This is a genomic window from Pseudomonas petroselini, assembly GCF_045037875.1.
GTDB classification, from domain to species: Bacteria; Pseudomonadota; Gammaproteobacteria; order Pseudomonadales; family Pseudomonadaceae; genus Aquipseudomonas; species Aquipseudomonas petroselini.
On the sequence record NZ_CP173614.1, the window covers coordinates 3,170,445 to 3,188,588 of the forward strand.

The 18,144-nt window shown below is 62.9% G+C and carries 16 protein-coding genes; 10 read left to right on the forward strand and 6 right to left on the reverse strand.

Translation table 11 applies throughout. From position 1 onward, the window contains the following. Positions 1-19: 19 nt before the first annotated feature. Positions 20-1,756, reverse strand: coding sequence for an IlvD/Edd family dehydratase (locus tag ACI512_RS14870; protein WP_012723592.1), 1,737 nt, complete (start codon positions 1,754-1,756; stop codon positions 20-22). 193 nt (positions 1,757-1,949) lie between these two features. Here ACI512_RS14870 and ACI512_RS14875 point away from each other — a divergent pair, with 193 nt between their 5' ends. The 7 genes from ACI512_RS14875 to araH all read left to right on the forward strand — a co-directional run bounded on the left by ACI512_RS14875 (position 1,950) and on the right by araH (position 10,390). After that, positions 1,950-3,272, forward strand: coding sequence for an MFS transporter (locus ACI512_RS14875; RefSeq protein WP_236381099.1), 1,323 nt, complete (start codon positions 1,950-1,952; stop codon positions 3,270-3,272). 15 nt (positions 3,273-3,287) lie between these two features. Continuing rightward, on the forward strand, positions 3,288-4,277 hold the full coding sequence (gene araD1 / locus ACI512_RS14880; RefSeq protein WP_046035744.1) for an AraD1 family protein: 990 nt from the start codon (positions 3,288-3,290) through the stop codon (positions 4,275-4,277). A gap of 11 nt (positions 4,278-4,288) precedes the next feature. Then, complete coding sequence (locus ACI512_RS14885) at positions 4,289-5,869, forward strand: aldehyde dehydrogenase (NADP(+)) (protein ID WP_064052940.1); 1,581 nt, start codon at positions 4,289-4,291, stop codon at positions 5,867-5,869. A gap of 16 nt (positions 5,870-5,885) precedes the next feature. After that, on the forward strand, positions 5,886-6,749 hold the full coding sequence (locus ACI512_RS14890; protein WP_236381097.1) for an SMP-30/gluconolactonase/LRE family protein: 864 nt from the start codon (positions 5,886-5,888) through the stop codon (positions 6,747-6,749). Between the two features lie 74 nt (positions 6,750-6,823). Beyond that, positions 6,824-7,828 (forward strand): substrate-binding domain-containing protein, encoded by a 1,005-nt coding sequence (locus tag ACI512_RS14895; protein ID WP_012723597.1) that lies wholly within the window; start codon positions 6,824-6,826, stop codon positions 7,826-7,828. 57 nt (positions 7,829-7,885) lie between these two features. Next, positions 7,886-9,412, forward strand: coding sequence for an L-arabinose ABC transporter ATP-binding protein AraG (araG, locus tag ACI512_RS14900; protein WP_236381095.1), 1,527 nt, complete (start codon positions 7,886-7,888; stop codon positions 9,410-9,412). A gap of 9 nt (positions 9,413-9,421) precedes the next feature. Then, positions 9,422-10,390 carry an L-arabinose ABC transporter permease AraH gene (araH, locus tag ACI512_RS14905; protein ID WP_064052942.1) on the forward strand — a complete coding sequence of 323 codons (969 nt, stop codon included), beginning with the start codon at positions 9,422-9,424 and terminating at the stop codon, positions 10,388-10,390. A 53-nt stretch (positions 10,391-10,443) separates the two neighbouring features. On the opposite strand, the gene ACI512_RS14910 is transcribed toward araH, so the two are convergent. Beyond that, complete coding sequence (locus ACI512_RS14910) at positions 10,444-11,592, reverse strand: aldose epimerase family protein (protein ID WP_012723600.1); 1,149 nt, start codon at positions 11,590-11,592, stop codon at positions 10,444-10,446. Between the two features lie 138 nt (positions 11,593-11,730). Here ACI512_RS14910 and ACI512_RS14915 point away from each other — a divergent pair, with 138 nt between their 5' ends. Next, on the forward strand, positions 11,731-12,498 hold the full coding sequence (locus ACI512_RS14915) for an SDR family NAD(P)-dependent oxidoreductase (protein ID WP_012723601.1): 768 nt from the start codon (positions 11,731-11,733) through the stop codon (positions 12,496-12,498). Positions 12,499-12,752: 254 nt separating this feature from the next. On the opposite strand, the gene ACI512_RS14920 is transcribed toward ACI512_RS14915, so the two are convergent. The 3 genes from ACI512_RS14920 to ACI512_RS14930 are packed head-to-tail and all read right to left on the reverse strand — an operon-like array spanning position 12,753 to position 14,908. Further along, on the reverse strand, positions 12,753-13,349 hold the full coding sequence (locus ACI512_RS14920; protein WP_236383306.1) for a glutathione S-transferase family protein: 597 nt from the start codon (positions 13,347-13,349) through the stop codon (positions 12,753-12,755). Between the two features lie 30 nt (positions 13,350-13,379). Further along, positions 13,380-13,913, reverse strand: a complete 534-nt coding sequence (gene mug / locus ACI512_RS14925; protein ID WP_236383308.1) for a G/U mismatch-specific DNA glycosylase — start codon at positions 13,911-13,913, stop codon at positions 13,380-13,382. After that, the gene (locus tag ACI512_RS14930) at positions 13,910-14,908 is read right to left on the reverse strand and encodes an AraC family transcriptional regulator (RefSeq protein ID WP_236383316.1); all 999 of its coding nucleotides are present in this window, start codon (positions 14,906-14,908) and stop codon (positions 13,910-13,912) included. The genes mug and ACI512_RS14930 overlap by 4 nt, the downstream gene beginning before the upstream one ends. A gap of 65 nt (positions 14,909-14,973) precedes the next feature. Between ACI512_RS14930 and ACI512_RS14935 the strand changes: the two genes are divergently transcribed. Both ACI512_RS14935 and yghU read left to right on the forward strand, forming a co-directional pair. Beyond that, on the forward strand, positions 14,974-16,200 hold the full coding sequence (locus tag ACI512_RS14935; protein ID WP_236383309.1) for an MFS transporter: 1,227 nt from the start codon (positions 14,974-14,976) through the stop codon (positions 16,198-16,200). A gap of 67 nt (positions 16,201-16,267) precedes the next feature. After that, entirely contained in the window at positions 16,268-17,095 is an 828-nt protein-coding gene (yghU, locus tag ACI512_RS14940; protein ID WP_236383310.1) for a glutathione-dependent disulfide-bond oxidoreductase, read from the forward strand. Positions 17,096-17,206: 111 nt separating this feature from the next. Here yghU and ACI512_RS14945 read toward each other — a convergent pair whose 3' ends face one another. After that, the gene (locus tag ACI512_RS14945; RefSeq protein WP_236383311.1) at positions 17,207-18,133 is read right to left on the reverse strand and encodes a sugar ABC transporter substrate-binding protein; all 927 of its coding nucleotides are present in this window, start codon (positions 18,131-18,133) and stop codon (positions 17,207-17,209) included. Positions 18,134-18,144: the final 11 nt, after the last annotated feature.

The following is an 18,144-nucleotide window of genomic DNA, read 5'->3' on the forward strand; positions in this document are numbered from 1 at the left end:
CGGCATCATAGCATCCCAATTAGTGGGAATGCCGGGGGACTTCGGCCCCACGGCACCCTACCAGGAAGTCAAAGTCACAGCCCTGGTCGGCCTGCAGCACATGGTCGATATACAGCTGGCGATAGCCGCCGACGATCAGGTTTTGTGGCGGTTTCAGGTCGGCCATGCGCGCCGCCAGCTCTGCGTCGGGGATGTCCAGGTGCAGGCGGCCGTTGGCACAGTCCAGTTCGATCCAATCACCTTCCTTCACCGTGGCCAACGGCCCGCCGGCAGCGGCTTCGGGCGCCACGTGCAACACCACCGTGCCGTAGGCGGTGCCGCTCATGCGCGCATCGGAAATCCGCACCATATCGGTTACGCCCTGGGCCAGCAGCTTGGCCGGCAAGCCCATGTTGCCGACTTCGGCCATGCCTGGGTAACCCTTCGGCCCGCAGTTTTTCATCACCAGGATCGAGTTGGCGTCCACGTCCAGCTCCGGGTCGTTGATGCGCGCCTTGTACATGTCGAAATTCTCGAACACCACCGCGCGACCACGATGCTGCATCAGCTCCGCGCTGGCGGCGGACGGCTTGAGCACCGCGCCCAACGGGGCGAGGTTACCGCGCAACACGCAAATGCCGCCGTCGGCGCGGATCGGGTTGTCGAGGGTGCGGATCACTTCGTCCTGGCCGTAGATCGGCGAGTCCTTGGTGTTCTCGCCCAACGATTTGCCGTTGACGGTCAGGGCATTCGGGTGCGGGATCAGGTTGGCCTCACCGAGGCGACGCAGCACGGCGGGCAGGCCGCCGGCATAGTAGAACTCTTCCATCAGGAAACGCCCTGACGGTTGCAGGTCGACGATGGTCGGCATGCCACGGCCGATGCGGGTCCAGTCGTCCAGGTCCAGTTCGACGCCGATGCGCCCGGCGATGGCTTTCAAGTGAATCACGGCGTTGGTCGAGCCGCCGATGGCCGCATTCACGCGGATCGCGTTTTCAAACGCTTCTTTGGTGAGGATCTTCGAGAGTTTCAAGTCTTCGCGCACCATCTCTACCGCACGCATGCCGGACATATGCGCCAGCACATAACGCCGTGCATCCACCGCCGGGATCGCCGCGTTGTGGGGCAGGGAGGTGCCCAATGCCTCGGCCATGCAGGCCATGGTCGACGCGGTGCCCATGGTGTTGCAGGTGCCCGCCGAACGCGACATGCCGCCCTCGGCCGCGAGGAAGTCGTCCAGAGTGATGGTGCCGGCCTTGACCTGTTCACTTAATTGCCACACCACGGTGCCGGAACCGATGTCCTGGCCCTTGTGCTTGCCGTTGAGCATCGGCCCACCGGTCACGACGATGGCCGGTACGTCGCAACTGGCGGCGCCCATCAGCAGGGCGGGGGTGGTCTTGTCGCAGCCGGTCAGCAGCACCACACCGTCAATCGGGTTGCCGCGAATGGCTTCTTCCACGTCCATGCTCGCCAGGTTGCGCGTGAGCATCGCAGTGGGGCGCAGGTTGGATTCGCCATTGGAGAACACCGGGAACTCAACCGGGAAGCCACCGGCCTCGATCACGCCACGCTTGACGTGCTCGGCGATCTGGCGGAAATGCGCGTTGCACGGGGTCAGCTCCGACCAGGTGTTGCAGATACCGATGATCGGCTTGCCATGGAACTGATGGTCGGCAATGCCCTGGTTCTTCATCCAGCTGCGGTACATGAAACCGTTTTTGTCGGCGGTACCAAACCACTGGGCGGAGCGTAGGCCGGGCTTTTTATCAGACATGATCGATTCTCTTATTGTATGACTATATGTTCTATGCGTGCTTAAACATAAGCGCAAAATCGATGCTTTGGAAGAGTTGTTTTGCAAATAGTCCTACTATATAGTCGGTCTCAACTGAGGTATGACCCTGGCGGATTTTCGCGAGAGGCGTCCCCCGAGCTTCTATAAAAACAACAATCGGAGATCGACTCCCATGAGCCAGGAACTGCGGCTTGTTCGGCGCATCACGCTGAAACTGATTCCCTTCCTGATCCTGCTTTACCTGATCGCCTACGTGGACCGCTCCGCCGTGGGCTTCGCCAAATTGCACATGGGCGCTGACGTGGGTATCGGTGACGCCGCCTACGGCCTGGGCGCGGGGTTGTTCTTCATTGGCTACTTCCTGTTCGAGATCCCCAGCAACCTGATGCTCGACCGCTTCGGCGCGCGGCGCTGGTTTGCGCGGATCATGATCACCTGGGGCGCCATCACCATCGGCATGGCCTTTGTACAGGGCCCGCACAGCTTCTACGTGATGCGCTTTCTGCTCGGCGCGGCGGAGGCGGGGTTCTTTCCGGGCGTCCTGTACTACATCACCCAGTGGTTCCCGGTGCGTCATCGCGGCAAGATCCTCGGGCTGTTCATCCTGTCGCAACCCATCGCGATGATGATCACCGGCCCGGTGTCCGGCGGTTTGCTGGGCATGGACGGCATCCTTGGCCTGCACGGCTGGCAGTGGCTGTTCATCGTCATCGGCACCCCGGCGATCCTGCTGACCTGGCCGGTGCTGCGCTACTTGCCGGACGGCCCCAAGCAGGTCAACTGGATGAGCGATGACGAAAAGGCTTGGCTCACCGGCGAACTGGCTAAAGACCTGCAAGCCTACGGCCAGACCCGTCACGGCAACCCGCTGCATGCCCTCAAAGACAAGCGCGTGCTGCTGTTGGCGCTGTTCTACCTGCCGGTGACCCTGAGCATCTACGGCCTGGGCCTGTGGCTGCCGACCCTGATCAAGCAATTCGGCGGCAGCGACCTCACCACCGGCTTTATCTCGGCCGTGCCCTATATCTTCGGCATCATCGGCCTGCTCATCATCCCGCGCAGTTCCGACCGTTTGAATGACCGCTACGGCCACCTCGCCGTGCTCTATGTGCTCGGTGCCATCGGCCTGTTCTTCAGTGCCTGGCTGAGTGTGCCGGTGCTGCAAATGGCGGCGCTGTGCCTGGCGGCGTTCGCGATGTTTTCCTGCACGGCGGTGTTCTGGACCCTGCCGGGGCGCTTCTTTGCCGGCGCCAGTGCGGCGGCGGGCATTGCCTTGATCAACTCGGTGGGCAACCTCGGCGGCTACATTGGCCCGTTCGTGATCGGCGCGCTCAAGGAATACACCGGCAACCTGGCTTCGGGCTTGTACTTCCTGTCCGGGGTGATGGTGTTCGGGCTGCTGCTGACCTTCGTGGTCTACCGTGTGCTTGAGCGCAAGCACGTATTGCCTGCCGACCAGTTCGCCGCCAGCGCCCGTGGCGCCACACGTACTTAATCTGGGAGAAGTTTCATGCGTTTAGTTCAGTTCGAATTGCACAACGGTGAGCGCCGCGTCGGCGTGGTGGAAGGCAGCACATTGCGCGAAGTGAACACGGCGCGCAGCGTACGCGAACTGGCCCTGGCCGCCATCGAGGCCGGTATCAAGTTGCAGCAGCAGGTCGAGACCCTCGGCCTGGGCGACAGCCATGACTACGCCACACTGCTGGCCGATCTGAAAGTCCTGCCGCCGCTGGATCACCCGGACCCGGCCCATATGCTGATCAGCGGCACCGGCCTGACTCACCTGGGCAGTGCCTCGGCACGCGACAAAATGCACCAGGCCGGTGACGAGACCGCACTGACCGACACCATGCGCATCTTCAAATGGGGCGTCGAGGGCGGCAAGCCCGCGGCCGGCCAAGCCGGTGTGCAGCCGGAGTGGTTCTACAAGGGCGATGGCAGTATCGTCGTGCGCCCTGGCGAAGCCTTCCCGGTGCCGCCGTTTGCCGAAGACGCCGGTGAAGAGCCGGAAATTGGCGGCCTTTACGTCATCGGCCCGGACAGCAAGCCCTATCGGCTGGGCTTTGCGGTAGGCAACGAATTCTCCGACCACATCATGGAGCGCAAGAACTACCTGTACCTGGCCCACTCCAAACTGCGCAGCTGCAGCTACGGTCCCGAGTTGCGCGTGGGCGAATTGCCCCAACACCTGGCCGGCACCAGCCGTATCCTGCGTAACGGCGAGGAAATCTGGCGGAACGAATTCCTCAGTGGCGAGGCCAATATGTGCCACAGCCTGGAAAACCTCGAATACCACCACTTCAAATACCGTCAGTTCCTTAAGCCCGGCGATGTGCATATTCATTTCTTCGGCACCGCCACGCTGTCATTCGCCGACGGTATACGTACTCAACCGGGCGATGTGTTCGAGATCAGCCAAGCCGAGTTCGGCGCGCCGCTGGTCAACCGTGTCGGCAGTGCCGATGCGGCCTTTGAACCCGGTAACGTCATCACCCTTTGAAGGAGACCCCCATGACCCAGTTCCTCGGCCACAACTACATCGGCGGCCAGCGCAGCGCCAACGGCAGCGTCAAGCTGCAAAGCGTCGACGCAGCCACCGGCGAAGCCTTGCCCCAGGACTTCTACCAGGCCACCCCGCAGGAAGTCGACGCCGCCGCTAAGGCCGCCGCGCAGGCCTATCCCGCGTACCGCGCCTTGAGTGCGGCGCGTCGCGCGCAGTTTCTGGACGCGATCGCAGACGAACTGGATGCCCTGAGCGATAACTTCATTGAACTGGTCTGCCGCGAAACCGCATTGCCGGCCGCGCGTATCAAGGGCGAGCGCGGGCGTACCAGTGGCCAGATGCGCCTGTTTGCCACCGTGTTGCGTCGCGGTGATTTCTACGGCGCGCGCATCGACAAAGCGTTGCCCGATCGCCAACCGCTGCCACGTCCTGACCTGCGCCAATACCGCATCGGCCTGGGCCCGGTCGCGGTGTTTGGCGCGAGCAATTTCCCCCTGGCATTTTCGACGGCGGGCGGCGACACCGCCGCAGCGCTGGCCGCAGGTTGCCCGGTGGTGTTCAAGGCTCACAGCGGCCATATGGCCACGGCGGAACAGGTCGCCAATGCGATCATCCGTGCCGCCGAGGCCACCGAGATGCCGGCCGGCGTATTCAATATGATCTTCGGCGGTGGCGTCGGTGAAGCGCTGGTCAAGCACCCGGCGATCCAGGCGGTCGGCTTTACCGGTTCGCTCAAGGGCGGTCGTGCGTTGTGCGATATGGCCGCGGCGCGCCCGCAACCGATCCCGGTGTTTGCCGAGATGTCGAGCATCAACCCGGTGATCGTATTGCCCCAGGCGTTGCAGGCCAGGGCCGACACCGTTGCCCGCGACCTCACCGCCTCGGTGGTGCAAGGCTGTGGCCAGTTCTGCACCAACCCTGGCTTGGTGATCGGGATTGCTTCGCCAGCCTTCACCGCGTTCACCCAACAGGTGGCGCAACTGATCGGCGAGCAACCGGCGCAGACCATGCTCAATGCCGGCACCCTGAGCAGCTACGGCAAAGGCCTGGAAAAACTCCTGGCGCACCCCGGCATCCAGCACCTGGCGGGCAATGCCCAGGCAGGCAACCAGGCGCAGCCGCAGCTGTTCAAGGCGGATGTGGGCTTGTTGATCGACGGCGATGACGTGCTGCAGGAAGAAGTCTTCGGCCCCACCACGGTGTTTGTCGAAGTGGCTGACCAGGCGCAACTCAGCGCTGCCTTGCACGGCCTGCACGGCCAACTCACCGCCACGATCATTGGCGAGCCGGGCGACTTTCAGCAGTTCGCCGAACTCACGCCGCTGCTCGAACAGAAAGTCGGGCGCATCCTGCTCAACGGTTACCCGACCGGTGTGGAAGTCTGCGACTCGATGGTTCACGGCGGGCCGTACCCGGCGACGTCGGATGCCCGTGGCACTTCGGTGGGCACCCTGGCCATCGACCGTTTCCTGCGCCCGGTGTGCTTCCAGAACTACCCGGACAGCCTGCTGCCCGACGCGTTGAAAAACGCTAACCCGTTGCGGATCCAGCGGCTGGTGGATGGCACGCCATCGCGCGATTCGCTGTAAAAAACCAGGAGGCGTCATGTCGTGTACCGCCGTCACCGCGCACCGCGCGCAACTGGGGGAGGGTCCGTTCTGGGACGTGCCCACCCAGGCCCTGTATTGGGTCAACATTGCCGGCAAACAGGCGCTGCGCCTGATGGGCGGGCAGTTGCAGATCTGGCAGTTGCCCGAGCATGTCTCGGCCTTTATCCCGTGTGAAAGCGGCGATGCGTTGGTGACCTTGAGCAGCGGCGTGTACCGGCTGGACCTGGCCACCGAGGCCCTGACCTTGCTGTGCGTGGCCGACCCGCACGCGGGCAACCGTGGCAATGAAGCACGCTGCGATGCCCAGGGCCGGCTGTGGCTGGGCACCATGCAGAACAACATCGGCGAACACGGTGAAGACGTGCCGATTACCCGACGTTCCGGCGGCCTGTTTCGCATCGATGCCGATGCACAGGTCACGCCGTTGCTGAGCGGGCTGGGCATTCCCAACACCTTGCTGTGGAGTGATGACGGCCGCCAGGTGCATTTCGGCGACAGCCTGGATGGCACGCTGTACCGGCATGCGATCCACGCGGACGGCCAGCTCGGTCCGGCGCAAACGTGGTTTGGTCCACACGAGCGCGGCGGGCCGGACGGCTCGGCGATGGACGTTGAAGGCTACCTCTGGAACGCGCGCTGGGACGGCAGTTGCCTGCTGCGCCTCACGCCCGCAGGAGAGGTGGACCGCATCATCGAACTGCCCGTCAGCCGTCCCACCAGTTGCGTATTCGGTGGCCCCAACCTCACCACCCTGTATATCACCAGCGCTGCCAGCCCATTGGATCACCCCCTGGATGGTGCGGTATTGGCCATCGAGGTCGACGTGCCAGGCAAACCCTGTCACCGCTTTGCCGGATAACCCTAATGGGAGTGGGGTCCTTGCCAGCCCGCTTCTAGAGTTCTACCTAAAAACAACAACAAGGAGTCACCCGTATGAATCGTCGTCGTGGTATCCGTTCCCTGTGCTGCGCCGCTGTGGCGGTCTCGGCCATGAGCCTGAGCGGGCTGTTGCTGGCCGCTGAAGAAGTGAAGATCGGTTTTCTGGTCAAGCAGGCTGAAGAGCCGTGGTTCCAGACCGAGTGGGCGTTTGCCGAAAAAGCCGGCAAGGAACATGGCTTCACCGTGATCAAGATCGCCGTGCCCGATGGCGAGAAAACCCTCTCGGCCATCGACAGCCTGGCGGCCAACGGCGCCAAGGGTTTTGTGATCTGCCCGCCGGACGTGTCCCTCGGCCCGGCCATCGTCGCCAAGGCCAAAGCCAATGGGCTGAAAGTCATCGCCGTGGACGACCGCTTTGTCGACGCCAAGGGCGCCTTCATGGAAGACGTGCCGTACCTGGGCATGGCCGCCTTCGAAGTGGGCCAGAAGCAGGGCGCGGCCATGGCGGCTGAAGCGAAAAAACGTGGCTGGGACTGGAAAGACACCTACGCCGTGATCAACACCTTCAACGAACTCGACACCGGCAAGAAACGCACCGACGGCTCGGTCAAGTCCCTGGAAGAAGCCGGCATTCCCAAGGATCACATCCTGTTCACCGCCGCCAAGACCCTGGATGTACCGGGCAGCATGGACGCCACCAACTCGGCCCTGGTCAAGCTGCCCAGCGGCGCGAAAAACCTGATCATCGGCGGCATGAACGACAACACCGTACTCGGCGGCGTGCGCGCCACCGAAAGCGCCGGCTTCAAAGCCGCCAACGTGATCGGTATCGGCATCAATGGCACCGATGCCATCGGCGAACTGAAGAAACCCAACAGCGGCTTCTTCGGCTCGATGCTGCCTAGCCCGCATATCGAGGGCTACAACACGGCGCTGATGATGTACGAGTGGGTCACCAAAGGCACCGAGCCACCGAAGTACACCGCCATGGACGAAGTGACCCTGATCACCCGCGAGAACTTCAAGGAAGAACTGACCAAGATCGGGTTGTGGAACTGAGTGTTTGGCATGGCGGCCCCCACAACGGGGCCGCCGGTTTGGTGTGACGAGGTGGTTATGCACGCGCAATTACAGACACACAACGCCGCTGCCCAGTTGAGCTTCAACGGCATCGGCAAAACCTTTCCTGGGGTCAAGGCGCTGGATGGCATCAGCTTCACCGCCTACCCAGGGCAAGTGCACGCCTTGATGGGCGAAAACGGCGCGGGCAAGTCGACGCTGCTGAAAATCCTCGGCGGCGCCTATATCCCCAGCAGTGGCACGCTGCAGATCGGCGAGCAGACCATGGCCTTCAAAAACGCCGCCGACAGCATTGCCAGCGGCGTGGCGGTGATCCACCAGGAACTGCACCTGGTGCCGGAAATGACCGTGGCCGAGAACCTGTTCCTCGGGCATTTGCCGTCGCGTTTCGGTGTGGTCAATCGCAGCCTGTTGCGTAAGCAGGCACTGGCCTGCCTCAAGGGATTGGCGGATGAAATTGATCCGGAGGAAAAGCTCGGCCGCCTGTCCCTGGGTCAGCGTCAACTCGTGGAAATCGCCAAGGCGTTGTCCCGTGGTGCCCATGTGATTGCCTTTGACGAACCCACCAGCAGCCTCTCGGCGCGCGAGATCGACCGCCTGATGGCGATCATCACGCGCCTGCGCGACGAGGGCAAAGTGGTGCTCTACGTGTCCCACCGCATGGAAGAGGTGTTCCGCATCTGCAACGCCGTGACGGTGTTCAAAGACGGCCGCTACGTGCGCACCTTCGATGACATGAGTGCGCTGACCCACGACCAGTTGGTCACCTGCATGGTCGGCCGCGATATCCAGGACATCTACGACTACCGGCCGCGTGAGCGGGGCGAAGTGGCGCTCAAAGTCGACGGTTTGCTCGGCCCAGGCCTGCGTGAGCCGATCAGTTTCAATGTGCGCAAAGGCGAGATCCTCGGCCTGTTCGGACTGGTGGGCGCCGGACGCACCGAGTTGTTCCGCCTGCTCAGCGGCCTGGAACGTGCCAGCGCCGGTCAGTTGGAACTCTGCGGGAAAGCCTTGCAACTGCGCTCACCGCGCGATGCCATCGCCGCGGGTGTGCTGCTGTGCCCGGAAGACCGTAAGAAGGAGGGCATCATTCCGCTGTCCAGCGTGGCGGAGAACATCAATATCAGCGCGCGCGGCGCCCATTCGGCGTTTGGCTGGCTGTTGCGCGACGGCTGGGAAAAACGCAACGCCGACCAGCAGATCCAGGCGATGAAAGTCAAAACGCCGAATGCGGCGCAGAAAATCATGTACCTGTCCGGCGGCAATCAGCAGAAGGCGATCCTGGGACGCTGGCTGTCGATGCCGATGAAAGTCCTGCTGCTGGACGAACCCACGCGTGGCATCGATATCGGCGCCAAGGCCGAGATCTACCAGATCATCCATAACCTCGCGGCCCAAGGCATTGCGGTCATCGTAGTGTCCAGCGACCTGATGGAAGTGATGGGCATCTCCGACCGCATCCTGGTGCTGTGCGAAGGCGCGATGCGCGGCGAACAAACCCGCGAACACGCCACTGAATCCAACCTGCTGCAGCTGGCTTTGCCGCGTAGCCTGGCGAACTGAGAGACGATCATGACAATCCAAAACAATGCGCTGCCGACCGCGCGCAAACCCCTGGACGTGCGGGCACTGCTGGACAACTGGGCCATGCTGCTGGCGGCGGTGAGCATCTTTTTGCTCTGCGCCTTGCTCATCGACAACTTCCTCTCCCCGCTGAACATGCGCGGGCTGGGCCTGGCGATTTCCACCGTGGGCATTGCCGCCTGCACCATGCTGTTCTGCCTGGCGTCGGGGCACTTCGACTTGTCGGTGGGCTCGGTGATTGCCTGCGCCGGGGTGGTCGCGGCGATTGTGATGCGCGATACCGACAGCGTCATGCTGGGCATCGGCGCCGCGCTGCTGATGGGCCTGGTCGTGGGGCTGATCAACGGCATCGTGATCGCCAAGCTGCGGGTCAACGCGTTGATCACCACCTTGGCGACCATGCAGATCGTGCGCGGCCTGGCGTACATCTTTGCCAACGGCAAGGCGGTGGGGGTGTCCCAGGATCAGTTCTTTATCTTCGGCAACGGCCAACTGCTGGGCGTGCCGGTGCCGATCATCATCACGATCCTGTGCTTCATGTTTTTCGGCTGGTTGCTCAACTACACCACCTACGGGCGCAACACCATGGCCATCGGCGGCAACCCGGAAGCGGCGCTGCTCGCGGGGGTAAACGTCGACCGTACCAAGATCCTGATCTTTGCCGTACACGGTGTGATCGGCGCATTGGCCGGGGTGATCCTGGCATCACGCATGACCTCGGGCCAGCCGATGATCGGGCAGGGTTTTGAACTGACCGTGATCTCGGCCTGCGTGCTGGGCGGGGTGTCGTTGAGCGGTGGGGTCGGGATGATCCGTCATGTGATCGCCGGGGTGTTGATTTTGGCGATCATCGAGAATGCGATGAACCTGAAGAATATCGACACCTTCTACCAGTACGTGATCCGTGGCTCGATCCTGCTGCTGGCCGTGGTCATCGACCGCATGAAACAACGCTGAGTCATGCCATGTGAGGATTAAATGTGGGAGGGGTCTTACCCCCTCCCACAGGTTTAGTTTGCGGAGAATTTGAAGACGGTGCTCTGGGTGTAGGTTTGCCCTGGGTTCAGGCGGGTGGAGGCAAATGTCGGTTGGTTAGGCGCATCCGGAAAGTGCTGGGTCTCCAAGGTGAAACCACTCCAGTGCAGGTAGGTCTTCCCAGCCTTGCCCTTCACCGAACCGTCGAGGAAGTTACTGGTATAGAACTGCACCCCTGGCTCGCTGGTGTACAGCTGCAAGCGCCGACCTGACTCAGGGTCATGCACCTCGGCGGCCAATTGCTTGACGTCACCTTTGGTGTCCAGCGCCCAGTTGAAGTCAAACCCGCCTTGTTTCGGCTCGGCGAATTTGAGCTGCGGATGATCTTCCTTGATGTGCTGGCCGATCGGCGTCGGTTTGAGGAAGTCCATCGGCGTGCCCTTGACGGGGGCCAGTTCGCCGGTCGGAATCAAGGTGGCATTCACCGGGGTGTAATGGCTGGCATGCAAGGTGGCGACCTGCTTGAGAATGTCGCCATTCCCCGCGCCGGCGAGGTTGAAGTAGCTGTGGTTGGTGAGGTTTAGCACCGTGGGTTTGTCGGTGGTGGCCTTGTAGTCGATGTGCAGTTCGTTTTTATCGTTGAGGCGGTAGGTGACTTCGGTTTTCAGGTTGCCGGGGAAGCCCATTTCACCGTCCTTGGACAGGTAGGTGAGGGTGACGCCGACCGAGTCCTTGGATTTGACGGGCGAGGCCTTCCAGACATGCTTGTCGAAGCCTTGTGCGCCGCCGTGCAGCGAGTTGGGGCCGTCGTTGAGTGGCACTTGGTAGCGCTTGCCGTCGAGCTCAAAGGCACCGCCCGCGAGGCGATTGCCGAAACGCCCGATGGTCGCGCCGAAAAACGCGGTGCCAGCCTGGTAGCCCTGCACGTCGTCGAAGCCGAGTACCACGTCGTCGACCTTGCCGTTTTTATCCGGCACTTTCAGTGACTGCAGCACGCCGCCGTAGGTGATCACCGTGGCTTGCATGCCGTGGCTGTTGCGCAAGATGTACTGTTCGACGGCGGTGCCGTCGTTGGTTTTACCAAACGGTTTGTGTTCGCTGGTGAGCCCTGCGGCCTGGGCGCCGCCACTGGCGATCAGCAAGGACATGGCCAGGCCCGAAAGCAGGTATCGAGGGTGCTTCATGATCGAACTTCCTTTTGTTGTTTTGAGTGGAATAGTTCTACTAATGTGCGATATTTTGTCGATAAGACAGCGAATTTATAGCCTTTAACGCCGTATTTGCAAAATAAAATAAGACTAATTGAGCGAGGCACCTGTTCTATGAGCACTCAACACGCCGTTTACCCCGACCTTGAAGGCAAGACCGTCCTGATTTCCGGAGGCGCCTCGGGCATTGGCGAATTCATGGTGCGCGCCTTCGCTGCGCAAGGCGCCAAAGTCGGGTTTGTGGACCGCGCGCAAAGCCAGGGCGAACGCCTGGCGGCGCTGCTCAGTTCGCGCGGGCACACCGTGGAGTTCGTGAACTGCGACATCACCGATGAAATCGCCTACAAGGCGGCCATCGGGCGTTTCGAACACTCCCTGGGGCCGATCACCGTGCTGGTGAACAACGCCGCCAATGACGTGCGCCACACCTTGGAAGAAGTCGACTCGGAGATGTTCGACCGGCTGATCTCCGTCAACCTCAAGCACGCCTTCCTGGCGGCTAAGGCCGTGGTGCCGATGATGAAAGGCGCGGGCGGCGGGGCGATCATCAACCTCGGCTCGGTCGGCTGGATGATGGCCTCCGCCGGCTACCCGGTGTACGCCGCCAGCAAAGCCGCCGCCCACGGCATGACCCGCGCCCTGGCCCGGGAACTGGGGCCGAGCCGCATCCGTGTGAACACGCTGGTGCCGGGTTGGGTGATGACCGAGAAACAACTGGCGATGTGGGTCGATGATGCCGCCAAGGAACTGATCAGCCGCAGCCAGTGCCTGCCGGGCAGTGTGCTGCCGGAGCACATCGCCAATATGGCGTTGTTTCTCGCCTCTGACGCCTCGGCGATGTGTTCGGCGCAGAACTTTATTGTGGATGGCGGCTGGGTCTGAGCCGGCTGCACAGGCTGAACGTGGGAGGGGGCTTGCCCTAATGCCAGTCAGTTAAGAAGCAGCAAGAGCGAAAAGTAACCCGTGGCGAGGGAGCTTGCTCCCGCTGGACTGCGCAGCAGTCCCAGTCTTTTGAAACAAAGAGCTGGGGCCGCTTCGCGACCCAGCGGGAGCAAGCTCCCTCGCCACAGGTACGGTGCTCACTCTTAACTGACTGGTATTAGGGCTTGCCCCCTCCCACATTGGATAGGGGGTGTTTATTCGATCGGGTACTTCTTGAAAGCCGGGTGCTGTTCCAGGCGCTCTGCATGGCGCTTGAGGTTGGGAAACGCATCCGCCTTGACCACCGACGCCACGGTAAATTGGCTGAACGACCAGGCCACTGCCGCGGTAATCGAGGCCTGGCTCAGTGCTTCACTGTCGCTCAGCTGTTTTTCCAATAACGAATAAGCGGCCAGCAACTGACCGCTGACGCGGTCGAGCCAGGGCGCATGCAGCTTCTCGGCCGGGCGCAGATTGTGTTCATAGACGATCTGCACGCTTTTCTCACAGGCCGCCAGGGCCAGCCCGAGTGTTTGCAGGTCGCGGGCACGCTCGGCGGGTTGCGACGGGAGCAGCTTTTTATCCGCCGGGGCCAGGGTTTCCAGGTAGTCCAGGATCAGGCTGGAGTCCATCAGCACCGTGCCATCGTCCAGCACCAGCGTCGGCGCCTTGACCACCGGGTTGATCTGGGAAAACTCGGTGAACGTGCGGAACACCGACAGCGGCTCATGCACAAAATCCACCCCGTATAACTCCAGGGAAATGGCCACGCGGCGTACGTAGGGCGAGTCCAACATACCGATCAGTTTCATGAAGCCTCCATTGCTCACAAGGTGATGGGCTCAAGAGATTAAGGGCGCGGGGTCGACGGGCGCAATGGCCTCGCGCAGGGACTGATACGCCTCCACCAATTGCTCCAGGCTGAACGCCAGGTTGCGTCCGCTTGGGTTGGGCAACACCCACACCGACGCACCGCCCAGCCGCTGCGGCTGCAACCCCCAGCCGATCTCGCGTTGACCGGACAGCGCGCTGTAGCCGGCCTTGCCGAGAAATGCCACGAAACGCGGTGCGTGGCGATGGATTTTCTGTTCAAACGCTGCCGCCGCGTCGGTGAATTCATGCCTTGCCAGCTCGCCCGCGCTCGCGGTAGGGCGCTCGACCACGGTGGTTAAGCCGCAGTGATAGTCCAGTAACGTACGGCCGTCCTCCGGGCGGATTTCTTGGGGCGTGAAGCCCGCCCGGTGCAAGGTGCGCCAGAAGCGATTGCTGCGATTGGCAAAGTGCAGGCCCAGGGCGGCGGAGCCCTTGCCGGGGTTGATGCCGCAGAACACCACGTCCAGATGGTCGGCCAGGATGTCGTCGAGGCGAGCGTTCATGCCGGGCTCCGCAGGGTGTGGCGGCTGGCCCCCGGTGGCTGGCCGGTGATGCGCTTGAATGCACGGCTGAACGCCGCCTGGGAGGTGTAGCCCAGGCGCAGTGCGACGTCTTCGATGGGCAACCGCTCCAGGGTCAGCCATTGGCTGGCCAGGCGCATGCGCAGTTCCGTCACGTAGCGCAAGGGTGGGATACCCAGGGTGGCCTGGAAGCGCTCGGCGAACACCGAACGGGAGGTGTGACAGTGCGCGGCCAGCTCGGTCACGCTCCAAGCGCGGCCGGGTTGCTGGTGCAGTGCGAGCAGGGCACCGGCCAATCGTGCGTCGCGCAGCGCCGCCACCAGCCCCGACGCATTGCCGCAGGCGCATTCCACCCAGCCGCGCACGATCATCGCGGCCACCACATCGGCCAGGCGCGCGAGGATGCCGGAGTAGCCGACGCGAGCGGCGCTGACTTCGCGTTCCATCACCGCCAGGATCGGCATCAGGCCGGGGTAACGTTGGCCCTGGGCGTCGATCAGCATCAAGGCCGGCATCAGCCTGCCCAGCCCCTGGATGCTGCCAAGCTCGAACGCCATGCAGGCGCTGAACAACAAGGTGCTCGGGGGCGTGTCGGGCGATGCATCCACCGCGCAGACGGTCTCGCCCAGCGGCGTGGCGTCAAAGCCCTTGATGTCCTGCACCGGCCCGTCGGCGGTGGATGACAGCGCATGGGCGCCCCCGTGGGAGATGAACACCGCATTGCCCGCCGACAACTCAAACAGGCTGCCGTCGTCGGTACGCAGCGTGGCCGTCCCTGCGGCCAGGAAGTGAAAATAGGCGTGTCCAGGTTTGGCCTCAAAGCCCATGCCGAAGCTCGGCCCGGCCTGGATGCGCCGGTACTGCACCCCGCGCAGGCGCATGCCGCGCAGCAGCTCGTCGATAAGGTCGGAGGACAGGTTGAAGGGGGCCGCTGTCGTCATGTTCGGGGTTTCGGTCAAAAACTCAAGGGTTTGCATCATAGATCATCCGATGTAACGAACCTAGACTGGCCGTCGCGCTAATTTCCCGAGGATGTCGTGTGATGAATGATTGTGTAGCTCAACCCTCTGTCCATTCGCAGGCGGAGCCCGCTGCACCCGCCTGGATGGCGGTGTTTTCCCTGGCCATGGGGGTGTTCGGATTGTTGACGGCGGAATACCTGCCGGCCAGCCTGTTGACGCCGATGGCGATGGACCTTGGCGTGTCAGAGGCGCTCGCCGGCCAGGCGGTGACCGTGACGGCGGTGGTGGCGTTGTTCGCCGGGTTGCTGGTGCCCGGCCTGACGCGTGGCATCGATCGACGCGTGGTGCTGTTGGGTTTCTCCCTGCTGATGATTGCGTCCAACCTGTTGGTGGCGCTTTCTTCCAGTCTGGCGGTGCTGCTGTTGATGCGCATCCTGCTGGGCGTTGCCCTGGGCGGTTTCTGGAGCATGGCGGCAGCGGTGGCGATGCGCCTGGTGCCGGCGGCGCTGCTGCCCCGTGCGCTGTCGATCATCTTCAGCGGCATTGCGGTGGGCACGGTGGTCGCCGTGCCGCTGGGCAGCTTCCTTGGTGGTTTGTATGGCTGGCGCAGTGCGTTCGTCGCCGCAGCCGCCGTCGGTGTGATCACGCTGGCGTTCCAGCTGTTCACACTGCCACGCCTGGCCCCCACGGGCACCGCACGTTTGCGCACGATACTGGATGTACTGCGGCGTCCGGGCATCGCCATCGGCATGTTTGGCTGCGTATTGGTGCACACCGGGCATTTCGCGCTGTTCACCTACATCCGGCCATTCCTGGAAAGCACCACAGGCGTGGGCACCGAAGGGCTGGCCTTGATGCTGCTGGGGTTCGGCGCCGCCAACTTCGTCGGCACGCTGTTGGCCGGATGGATGCTGGTGCGTTATCCACGTGGCACGTTGGTGCTGATGCCGATCTTGGTGGGCCTTGCGGCGCTCGCCCTGGTGCTGCTGCCGGCCTCGCTGCCGAGCCAGGCGTTGCTGCTGGCGCTGTGGGGCATGGCCTTTGGCGGGGTGCCGGTGGCGTGGTCGAACTGGGTGGCCCGCGCGGTGCCGGATCAAGCTGAAAGTGCCGGTGGCATGGTGGTGGCGTCGGTGCAGTCCGCTATTGCCGCAGGGGCTGCGGGGGGTGGCGTGATGTTCAGCCTCAGCGGTATCGACGGCGTGTTTATCGGTGCCGGTGTCTTGATGCTGCTGGCCGCCTTGTTGATCGCGTTACGGGTGCAGGTGCCTCGGCAGCATGCGGCGGCGGGTAAAGCGCTGCAGGTGTGACGCGCCAGCAACCTTTGGTTTAGTCTGGAGCGCTTCGCTGATCGCAAGCACGCCTGGAGCAGTAAGCATGACCGATTACGTACCCCCAACAGTGTGGACCTGGGACACCGAAAACGGCGGCACCTTCGCCAGTATCAACCGCCCCATCGCCGGCGCCACCCATGACAAGGCACTGCCGGTGGGCAAGCACCCGCTGCAGTTGTACTCCTTGGCCACGCCCAATGGGCAGAAGGTCACGATCCTGCTGGAGGAGTTGCTCGCGCTGGGCCACAGCGGTGCGGAATACGACGCCTGGCTGATCAAGATCGGCGACGGTGACCAGTTCGGCAGTGGCTTTGTCGGGGTCAACCCGAACTCCAAGATCCCGGCCCTGCTGGACCGCAGCGGCGCCACGCCGATTCGGGTGTTCGAGTCGGGCGCGATTTTGCAGTACCTGGCGGAAAAATTCGGTGCGTTCTTCCCGACTGAGCCTGCGGCGCGTGCGGAATGCCTGTCGTGGTTGTTCTGGCAGATGGGCAGCGCGCCGTACCTGGGCGGTGGCTTCGGGCACTTCTATGCGTATGCGCCGAGCAAGATGGAATACGCGATCAACCGCTTCGCCATGGAGACCAAGCGTCAGCTCGACGTACTCGACCAGCGCCTGGCGGTGAGCGCGTACATTGCGGGTGATGAATACACCATCGCCGATATCGCGATCTGGCCCTGGTATGGCGGGTTGGTCAAAGGCCGCTTGTATGGCGCGGCGCAGTTCCTGTCGGTGCATGAGTACACGCACGTGTTGCGCTGGGCGGAGGCGATCGAAGCGCGGCCGGCGGTGCAGCGGGGGCGGCGGGTGAACCGGGTGTCTGGCGAGGAACATTTACCCGAACGGCATGACGCAAGCGACCTGGACTGAGTGTGGGAGGGGGCTTGCTCCCGATAGCGGTGGATCAGGCACGGATGTATCAACTGACCCACCCTCATCGGGAGCAAGCCCCCTCCCACAGTGTGCGCTGGGTACGACAGGCTATTTGTAGCGCTGCTCAAACACCGCCACCTGCTCGGGTTTGATCAGTTCGAACGGCACCCACACCTCCGGCTCAATCGGCTCACCCTTGATCATCCGCACCGCCGCCTGCACGGCCTGGGTGGCCTGGGCCTTCGGGTCCTGGAACACCGAGGCCGTGAGCATCCCACGCTTGATCGCCGCCAGGCCGTCGGGCAAACCATCGATGCCGACAATCGCGATCTCGCCCTTGGCTTTGCCGGCCTGCTGCAAGGCCATGGCGGCGCCAATCGCCATTTCATCGTTATTGGCCACGATGGCATCGAACTGGGTGCCCGCCAGCAGCCAGTTGCTGGTCAGGTCCATGCCCTTGCTGCGTTGCCATTCGGCGCTTTGCTGCTCGACCACCTTGATACCGGGAAAATCCTTGAGCACCTGTTTGGCGCCTTCGGTGCGGTCATGGGTGGCGTTCTGCGCGAGGTCGCCCATGATGATCGCCACATTGCCCTTGCCGCCGAGCTTTTGCGCCAGGTAGCGCATCTGCAACTGCCCGGCTTCGATGTCGTTGGAGGCCACGGTGACCACGCCCTTGGGCAGGGTGCGTTCGTCCGGGTGACGGTTGACGTACACCAGCGGTGTCTTCGCCGCTACGGCGGCGCGGGTCATGTTGGCGGTGGCGGCGGTGTCCACCGGCAATACGATCACCGCGTCGACCTTCTGGTTGAGGAAGCCTTCGACCTGATTGAGCTGGCGCACCACATCGCCCTGGGCGTCTTCGAACTGGATCTGCACATCCTGCTGCTTGGCGGCGGCTTCCAGGCCGGTGCGCACGTAGGTCATGAAGTTATCGTCGACCCGGGCAATGCTCACGCCGATGCGATAGGCGGCGAAGGTCCATTGGCTGAACAGCAACACCAGCGTGGCAACGATCAATGAATAGCGGTTCATAAGGGTGTTCC